An 8,101-nucleotide genomic window follows, 5' to 3' on the forward strand; every position below is an offset into this window, starting at 1 on the left:
GATCACCGAGCGGTCGCTGATCGAAGGTCGGCTGCTCGTTCTGGCGGCCATCATCATGTCGGCGCTCACCTTGCGCGCCGCTGTCACGGCATTCAGTCCGCTTGCCGAGCGGATCGGTGCCGAGGTCGGGTACGGGGCGGGGATCATCGGGGTGTTCGGCATGTTGCCGACCGCGATGTTCGGGCTCGCCGGGCTCATCGCGCCGCTGGTCGTGCGCCGATTCGGGCTCGAACGGACCGTGCTGGTGGCGATGCTGCTGGCCGGTGCGGGGTCGCTGGTGCGGGTGTTCTCCACCGGGACCGTCGAATTGCTGGGGTTCTCCGGGGTCGCGCTGCTCGGCATGGGCATCGGCAATGTGGTGATTCCGCCGCTGGTGAAGCGGTATTTCGGTGATCACCTGGCGGTGATCAGCTCGCTCTACATCGTGATGGTGCAGCTCAGTACTGTCATTCCGGCGTTCATCGCGGTGCCGGTGGCCGAGGCGCACGGCTGGCGGATCTCGATGGGTGTGTGGGCGCTGATCGGCTTCGCGGCCGCGATCCCGTGGTTGGTGGTGCTGCGCGATCGGCGTGGTCGCGACACGGTCGACACCACCGCGCTGCCCGCCGACGCAGCCGAGACCGGCAAAGTCTGGCGTTCGCCGCTGGCTTGGGGGATGGCGGGCATGTTCGGCATGACCTCGCTGACCACCTACGCGATGTTCGCCTGGCTGCCCAAGATCCTGTCCGACGCGGGCGCGAGCGCCGGTTTCGGCGGCAGCATGGTGGGCTTGTTCGCGCTGATGGGGCTGATCCCGGCACTGGGCGCGCCCACCGTGGTCTCGCGGATGCGCAACCCGTTCCCCGTTGTTGTCGGCTGCATGGTGCTGTTCGCGACCGCTTTCGTCGGCCTGCTGGTGGCACCGATGCACGCCCCCTTGCTGTGGGTCGTGCTGCTGGGTCTCGGCCCATCCACCTTCCCGATGGCGCTGACGCTGATCAACCTGCGCACCCGCACACCCCATGGCTCCGCGGCGCTGTCGGGCTTCACCCAGGGCGTCGGCTACGCGATCGCCTGCCTGGGCCCGCTGCTGTTCGGCATGCTGCACACCTGGACCGGCGGCTGGCTCGTCCCCTTCGCCATGCTGTTCCTCGCCCTCGGTGTCCTCCTCGCGGGCGCCTGGCAGGCCTGCAAACCGCGCATGCTCGAAGACACCTGGTAAATGCCGACTGATCGTCGGTAACTCGCTGACGCACAATTTCTCACTGCCGCCTGCCTGCCGAAGTGCGATCTGTGTGACCCAGTCGTAGAATCGGCGGAGGGGCGGCGCAGATCACACCCTCACGGGCGTTTCTGCCGCTTTCTTGCTGCTTCCTTACGTGCGGAAATCGTTGCGTCACATGCACGAAACAAAAGGGCTGATCTCACCCCCCTGATCGGGTGATGGTGAGAAACCGTTGATTCGCGCGACATTTCCCGCAGCATTTCGGCAATACCCATTTCCTACCGTTGGGCCATCGCACTTTTGGGAGGCCCAATCTTGAGCACGCTGAAGCGGAACCACGACATCGACAACTGGGATGCCGAGGACGTCGCGGCCTGGGAAGCCGGTGGCAAGGATGTCGCCAAGCGCAACCTGATCTGGTCGGTGATCGCCGAGCACGTCGGATTCTCGGTGTGGTCGATCTGGTCGGTGATGGTGCTGTTCATGCCCACCGATAAGTACGGCATCGACGCGGCGGGCAAGTTCTTCCTGGTCGCCATGCCCACGCTGGTCGGCGCGTTCCTGCGCATTCCCTACACCGTCGCCACCGCCCGCTTCGGCGGCCGCAACTGGACGATCTTCTCCGCGTTCATGCTGCTCATCCCGCTGGCGCTGACCGCGTACTTCGTCAACCAGCCCGGCACGTCCTACACCACGTTCCTGATCGTGGCCGCGTTCGCCGGCTTCGGTGGCGGCAACTTCGCGTCGTCGATGACCAACATCAACGCGTTCTACCCGCAGCGCCTCAAGGGCTGGGCGCTCGGCATGAACGCCGGTGGCGGCAACATCGGTGTCCCGGTGATCCAGCTGCTGGGCCTGCTGGTGCTGGTCACCCTCGGCGGCGACTACGCCACGGTGATCTGTGCCATCTACCTCGTCCTGGTCGGTGTCACCGCAGTGGGCGCCGCGTTCTTCATGGACAACCTGACCAACCAGAAGGCCGACCTGTCCTACATGGTCAAGGCCCTTCGGGTGCCGCAGTCCTGGGCGATCGCCTTCCTCTACATCGGCACCTTCGGTTCGTTCATCGGCTACAGCTTCGCCTTCGCCCAGATCCTGCAGATCAGCTTCAAGGCCGGTGGCGACACCGCCGCCCAGGCCGCCGTGCACGCCGCGTCGATCGCCTTCATCGGCCCGCTGCTCGGTTCGCTGGCCCGCCCCTACGGCGGCAAGATGGCCGACCGGATCGGTGGCAGCAAGGTCACCATCGTCACCTTCGGCGCCATGATGGCCGCCGCGCTGCTCGTGATCACCGCCTCGACGCTGGCCGACCGCAACAACGGCATCGCCACCGGCGCCACCATGACCCTGCTGGTCGCGGGCTTCATCGCCCTGTTCGTTCTGTCCGGTTTCGGCAACGGCGCCGTCACCAAGATCATCCCGTCGGTGTTCGAGGCCAAGTCCAAGAGCCTGCCCGTCTCGCGGGTCGAGCAGGCGGCCTGGTCGCAGAACACCTCCGGCGCCCTGATCGGCTTCGTCGGCGCCATCGGTGCCCTCGGCGGGGTCGGCATCAACATGGTGCTGCGCAGCTCCTACGCCAGCACCGCTTCGGCCACCACCGCGTTCTGGGTGTTCCTCGCCTTCTACGTGGTCTGCGCCGCCGTTACCTGGACGGTCTTCCTGCGCCGTCCGCGCCTTACCTCCGACACCGCTGTCGTGGTCGAGGCCGAGTCCCTGGTCCTCGAGGCCGAAACCAACGCTTCGTCGGCCAATTCGTCGGCTCGCTGACAACCGACCATTACAAGGAGGTCACTCTCATGAACAGCACTCGCAAAACAGTGGTCGTGGTCGGCCACGGCATGGTCGGACACCGCTTCGTCGAAGCCCTTCGCTCGCGCGACGAGGCAGGCCAGTGGCAGGTCATCATCCTGTCGGAGGAGAGCCTGCCCGCCTACGACCGCGTCGGCCTGTCCTACTACGTCGGCAACTGGAACGCCGATGACCTGGCCCTGCCCGGCAACATGTACAACGGCGACGCACTGGTCGACCTGCGACTCGGCCAGCGCGGCGAGTCCATCGACCTCGAGGCCAAGACCGTCACCAGCACCAGCGGCGACGTCATCGCCTACGACGCCCTGGTCATGGCGACCGGCTCCTACCCGTTCGTGCCGCCGGTCCCCGGCCACGATCTGCCCGAGTGCTTCGTCTACCGCACCATCGACGACCTCGACGGCATCCGCGCCGCCGCCGAAGCGGCCGGTCCCGGCGCGCACGGTGTGGTCGTCGGCGGCGGTCTGCTCGGTCTGGAAGCGGCCAACGCGCTGCGTCTGCTCGGGATGACCCCGCACGTCATCGAGTACAACGGCCGCCTGATGCCCGCCCAGGTCGACGCCGGCGGTGGCGCGATCCTGGAGAAGCTCGTCTCCGATATCGGCCTCAATGTGCACACCGGAGTCGGCACCGCCAAGATCGTCTCGATCGAGGAGGAAGGCGCCGACAACGTCACCGTGCACCTGTCCGACGACGCCGAGATCAAGGCGTCGCTGGTGGTGTTCTCCGCCGGTGTCCGTCCGCAGGATGCCCTCGCCAAGGCCTCGGGCCTCGAGATCGGCGCCCGCGGTGGCATCCAGACCGACCTCACCCTGCAGACCTCCGACCCGAGCGTCTACGCGATCGGTGAATGCGCCGCGATCGAGGGTGTTTGCTACGGCCTGGTGGCCCCCGGTTACACCACCGCCGAGATCGTCGCCGACCGCCTGCTCGGCGGCGCGGGCGAGTTCCCCGGTGCCGATATGTCCACCAAGCTGAAGCTGATGGGCGTCGACGTGGCGTCCTTCGGTGACGCGCACGGCACCACCGAAGGCGCCCTGGAGGTCGTGCTGCACGACGCGGCCAAGGGCACCTACGCCAAGCTGGTCGTCTCCGACGACGCCCAGACCCTGCTCGGCGGCATCCTGGTCGGCGACGCCAGCCAGTACGCGGCGCTGCGCCCCCTGGTCGGCCGCCCGCTGCCCGCCGACGCCGCCGCGCTGATCTCCCCGGCCGGCGCCGAACTCGGTGCCGACGCGCTGCCCGACGACGCCCAGATCTGCTCGTGCAACAACGTCAGCAAGGGCGCCATCTGCGGCGCGATCGCCGAGGGCGCCTGCGATATCCCGGCCGTCAAGAGCTGCACCAACGCGGGTACCTCCTGTGGTGGCTGTGTGCCGATGATCAAGAAGCTCCTGGAACAGTCCGGCGTCGCGGTGTCGAAGTCGCTGTGTGAGCACTTCTCGCAGTCGCGCGCCGAGCTGTACGACGTGGTCGCCGTCACCGGCATCCGCACCTTCTCCGAGCTGATCGCCAAGCACGGCAAGGGCGCGGGCTGCGATATCTGCAAGCCGACCGTCGCCTCGATCCTCGCCTCGACCTCGAGCGAGCACATCCTCGACGGCGAGATGGCGGCGCTGCAGGACACCAACGACCACTTCCTGGCCAACCTGCAGAAGAACGGCACCTACTCGGTCGTCCCGCGGATGCCCGGTGGTGAAGTGACCGCCGACCAGCTGATCGTGATCGGCGAGGTCGCCAAGGAGTTCGACCTCTACGTCAAGGTCACCGGTGGACAGCGCATCGACCTGTTCGGCGCCACCGTGGATCAGCTGCCGCTGATCTGGAAGCGCCTGGTCGACGTCGGCATGGAGTCCGGCCACGCCTACGGCAAGTCGCTGCGCACGGTGAAGAGCTGCGTCGGTTCCACCTGGTGCCGCTACGGCCAGCAGGACTCGGTCGGCATGGCCGTGCTGCTGGAGAAGCGCTACCGCGGTCTTCGTTCGCCGCACAAGATCAAGCTGGCCGTCTCGGGCTGCGCGCGTGAGTGCGCCGAGGCCCGCGGCAAGGACGTCGGCGTGATCGCCACCGAGAACGGCTGGAACCTCTACGTCGGCGGCAACGGCGGCCTGACCCCCAAGCACGCGGTGCTGCTGGCCGGTGAGCTCGACGACGAGACCCTGATCAGCTACATCGACCGCTACCTGATGTTCTACATCCGCACCGCCGACCGCCTGCAGCGCACCGCGCCGTGGCAGGAGGCCCTCGAGGGTGGCTTCGACTACCTCAAGGCCGTCGTCTGCGACGACAGCCTCGGCATCGCCGGTGACCTCGAGGCCGCCATGGCCAAGCACGTCGAGGGCTACAAGGACGAGTGGGCGGCCGTGCTCGAGGACGAGAACAAGCTCTCGCGCTTCGTCTCCTTCGTCAACGCCCCTGACGAAGCCGACGCGACGATTTCGTTCGACGACAGCGGAGAACGCAAGGTCCCCGTGCTCCTCGGTCTTCCCGGCATGCCCGTCGGTGTTGGTTCGGACACAGCACCGGCCGGGAAATAAGTACTTAACGCTGCGGAAACAGGGCGCCTGTACCAATAGGTAAGGCGTTCGGAGGAGGAACCGATGACCGTGATCGACACACCCACCATCACCACTGAGACCGCGACCTGGACCCAGGCTTGCCGGCTCGATTTCCTGATCCCGGGGCGCGGCGTTGCTGTCCTGCTGAAGGGCGGCCGTCAGGCGGCTCTGTTCCTACTCACAGACGGCACGCTCGCCGCCGTGGGCAATATTGATCCGTTCGGCCGGGCCGCGGTGATGTCGCGCGGCATCATCGGTGACCGTGGCGGTGTTCCCGTCGTCGCGTCGCCGCTGCTCAAGCAGGCTTTCTCGTTGATCGACGGCCGCTGTCTCGACGACGAGTCCCAGTCCCTGCCGGTGTACGCCGTCCAGCTCGACGGCGGCGTCGTCGCGGTCTCGAACGAGCCGGTGCAGACCACATGACCTCACCCACCGACACTGGCCCCTGCCTTGCCGGCTTCACCATCGGCGTCACCGCGGCGCGGCGCGCCGAGGAATTCAGCACCCTGCTCACCCGCAAGGGCGCGACCGTCACGTCCGCCCCTGCTATCCGCATCATCCCGCTGGCCGATGACACCGAGCTCGAACGTGTCACCGAGCTGCTGATCGCCGATCCGCCGCAGATCACCGTCGCCACCACCGGCATCGGTTTCCGCGGCTGGATGGAAGCGGCCGAAGGCTGGGGTCTGGCCGAGGTCCTGCGCGACACCCTCGCCTCGACCCGGATGCTGGCCCGCGGCCCCAAGGCCAAGGGCGCGATCCGCGCGGCCGAACTGCGTGAGGAATGGTCGCCCGCCTCGGAGTCCTCGGCCGAGGTGCTCGATCATCTGCTCGCCGAGGGCGTCGAAGGCGTTCGCATCGCGGTGCAGCTGCACGGCGCGACCACCGAATGGGAGCCGGTTCCCGACTTCTGCGAGGTGCTGCGCTGCGCGGGCGCCGACGTGGTTCCGGTGCCGGTGTACCGGTGGGAACCGCCGGCCGATCGTGGGCCGATGGACTCGATGATCGATTCGATCATCTCCGGCAGCCTGGACTGTGTCACCTTCACCAGCGCGCCCGCGGTGGCGTCGCTGTTGATGCGCGCCAAGGAAACCGGGCTCTTGGAATCGGTGCTGCACGCGTTCCGTGGCCGGGTGCTCGCCGCCTGTGTCGGGCCGATCACCGCGGCTCCGCTGGAAGAACTCGGCGTGCCGACGACGATGCCGGGCCGGGCCCGGTTGGGTGCGCTGGCTCGCCATGTGGCCGAAGAACTTCCGCGCCGCGCCAGCCGGATCTACGCGGCCGGTCATCTGATCAGCGTGCGTGGTGGCTGTGTCGTCGTCGACGGTGAGGTGCGTCAGCTGGCGCCCGCTCCGATGGCGTTGATGCGGTCGCTGGCTCGTCAGCCCGGTCGGGTTGTCTCGCGTGAAGACCTGCTGGCCGCGCTGCCGGGTGGCGGCGACGACACCCATGCGGTGGAGACCGCGATCGCGCGCCTGCGGGCTGGTCTCGGGACTCCCAAGGCGATTCAGACCGTCGTGAAGCGTGGGTACCGGCTGGCGTTGGACGCGGCTGACTGCTCCGACACTCCGCCCGTGCGGGCGGCTGTCCAGCCACCACACGCCGCGGGGATCGGGACGCCCGCTCGCTCGCCCCGGCCCACGCAAGCGATCGGGGCGTGGTGAGCGCCGCGCAGCCGGGTGATCCGGCTCTGGTGCTGGTCGCGCACGGGACTCGCAGTGCGCGCGGGGTGGAAATGATCGCCGCGCTCGCCGATGCGGTGGCCGCCGAACTCGGCGTCGCGGTGTCCTCGGCGCCGAATACCGCGCTGCGGACCGCTTTTGTCGACGTGCTCGGACCTTCACCGTCGGAGGTTCTTCGCGATCTCGACGGGCCCGCCGTGGTGGTTCCGGCGTTTCTCGCTTCGGGTTATCACGTGTATCAAGACGTTCCGCGTGAGGTCGCCGAGAGTGGGCATTCCGCGGTCGCGGTGACGGCGGCGATGGGGCCGGATCCGGCGTTGACCGCGATCATGGCGGTGCGGTTGCGGGCTGTCGGGTGGAAGCCGGGTGACGCGGTGGTTTTTGCGGCGGCCGGGTCTTCGGATTCGCGTGCGCGACAGGATGTTCGGCGGGCTGCGGGGATGCTTGCCGAGCAGCTCGGTGCGCCGGTGAAGATTGCGTATGTGGCGACCGGGACGCCTCGGGTGCCTGAAGTTGTTGCCTCGCTTCGTGAGTCGGGGGCGCGGGTGTTCATCGCGTCTTATCTGTTGGCGCACGGTCTTTTTCATCAGCGGTTGCATGATGCGGGGGCTGATGGGGTGGCTGAGCCGATCGGTGTGCATCCTGGGGTTGTTCGGTTGATTGTTGATCGGTATCGGAGTGCGGCTCGGGAGCTGGTCGGGGCGCGCTGATGTCCGGGGATTGGTAGTCCCAGGCAGGTTTGGGCTGTGTTTGTTGGCGCGCTGGCGCGCGCGTGTCCGCGGCCCCAAGGGGCCGCCGGTTAGCGCTCGAGACTAGAGCCTTCGGCTCAGCGCTTTCGAGCGCTAACC

Annotated in this window: 6 protein-coding genes; all 6 read left to right on the top strand. The window is 67.6% G+C overall.

The window, feature by feature from the left end; genetic code table 11:
* Nucleotides 1-55: 55 nt before the first annotated feature.
* The 6 genes from ACFXKN_RS28505 (at nucleotide 56) to ACFXKN_RS28530 (ending at nucleotide 7,963) form a co-directional block, all read left to right on the top strand.
* Nucleotides 56-1,201, top strand: coding sequence for an MFS transporter (locus tag ACFXKN_RS28505; protein ID WP_379434175.1), 1,146 nt, complete (start codon nucleotides 56-58; stop codon nucleotides 1,199-1,201).
* 315 nt (nucleotides 1,202-1,516) lie between these two features.
* Nucleotides 1,517-2,971 carry a nitrate/nitrite transporter gene (locus tag ACFXKN_RS28510; RefSeq protein WP_378942918.1) on the top strand — a complete coding sequence of 485 codons (1,455 nt, stop codon included), beginning with the start codon at nucleotides 1,517-1,519 and terminating at the stop codon, nucleotides 2,969-2,971.
* A 29-nt stretch (nucleotides 2,972-3,000) separates the two neighbouring features.
* The gene (nirB, locus tag ACFXKN_RS28515; RefSeq protein ID WP_378940278.1) at nucleotides 3,001-5,550 is read left to right on the top strand and encodes a nitrite reductase large subunit NirB; all 2,550 of its coding nucleotides are present in this window, start codon (nucleotides 3,001-3,003) and stop codon (nucleotides 5,548-5,550) included.
* Nucleotides 5,551-5,613: 63 nt separating this feature from the next.
* Nucleotides 5,614-5,994 (top strand): nitrite reductase small subunit NirD, encoded by a 381-nt coding sequence (gene nirD / locus ACFXKN_RS28520; RefSeq protein WP_378940276.1) that lies wholly within the window; start codon nucleotides 5,614-5,616, stop codon nucleotides 5,992-5,994.
* Nucleotides 5,991-7,235, top strand: coding sequence for a uroporphyrinogen-III synthase (locus tag ACFXKN_RS28525; protein ID WP_379434170.1), 1,245 nt, complete (start codon nucleotides 5,991-5,993; stop codon nucleotides 7,233-7,235). Before nirD ends, ACFXKN_RS28525 begins: the two co-directional genes overlap by 4 nt.
* Nucleotides 7,229-7,963 (top strand): sirohydrochlorin chelatase, encoded by a 735-nt coding sequence (locus ACFXKN_RS28530; protein WP_378940272.1) that lies wholly within the window; start codon nucleotides 7,229-7,231, stop codon nucleotides 7,961-7,963. Before ACFXKN_RS28525 ends, ACFXKN_RS28530 begins: the two co-directional genes overlap by 7 nt.
* Nucleotides 7,964-8,101 lie beyond the last annotated feature (138 nt).

The organism is Nocardia sp. NPDC059195 (genome assembly GCF_042754695.1).
In the GTDB taxonomy this organism is placed as follows: Bacteria; Actinomycetota; Actinomycetes; order Mycobacteriales; family Mycobacteriaceae; genus Nocardia.